This is a genomic window from Xanthomonas prunicola, from assembly GCF_002846205.1.
Taxonomy (GTDB): Bacteria; Pseudomonadota; Gammaproteobacteria; order Xanthomonadales; family Xanthomonadaceae; genus Xanthomonas; species Xanthomonas prunicola.
Map to the genome: position 1 here is coordinate 1 of NZ_PHKV01000068.1, position 810 is coordinate 810.

Consider the following 810-nt stretch of genomic DNA (forward strand, 5'->3'; position numbering starts at 1 on the left):
CACGAAGGCGGCGTACAAGGTGCTGAGTTCGTGTACCAGCAGGCCCATGGACCAACCATCGGTGACGATGTGGTGCATGGTCACCAGCAGGCGGTGGTGTTGCTCGGCCAGGCGCAGCAGGCGTCCGCGTATCAGTGGGCCGCAGACCAGGTCGAAGGGAGACTCCGCTTCCAGCTCGGCGTGACGCTGCGCGTCGGCATGCGGATCGGCGGTTTGGCGCAGGTCGATGCAGTCCAGTGCGAAGCCGACGTCTGCTGGCGCGATCAGTTGCGTGGCACCGTCATCGCAGGCAATAAAACAGGTGCGCAGCGCTTCGTGGCGCGCGACGATGCGATCCAGGGCCCGCTGCAGTGCGGGAAGATCCAGCTCGCCATGCAGGTCCACCCCGACCGGCATCAGGTAGGCAAGCTTGGCACGGTCGTCGAGTTGCTCCAGAAACCACAGCCGTTGCTGCGCGAAGGACAGCGGCAGCGGTGCGCTGCGGTCGGCCGGCACGATAGCGGGCACAGTGCTGGTGGCTGTGCCGGCCAGGGTGGCCGCCAGATCGAGCAGACGTGGCTGCGAGAACAGTGCGCTCAACGCCAATTCAAGGCCGAGCGTGCTGCGGATGCGCGAGATTAGCCGCACGGCCAATAACGAGTGCCCGCCAAGCGCGAAGAAACTGTCGTGGCGACCGATACGCTCGACGCTGAGGAGCTCGCTCCACAACGCGGCGAGCAGGGTTTCCAGTTCGCCTTGCGGTGGCACGTAAGCCTGCACGGCGAGCGCATCCGTATCCGGTGCCGGCAGTGCGCGACGATCGAGCTTGCC

At 66.0% G+C, this 810-nt stretch carries 1 protein-coding gene; it reads right to left on the reverse strand.

All coding sequences use genetic code 11. The features are described from left to right. On the reverse strand, positions 1 to 810 hold an 810-nt coding region (locus XpruCFBP8353_RS23065; RefSeq protein ID WP_133125720.1), incomplete at both ends, for a condensation domain-containing protein.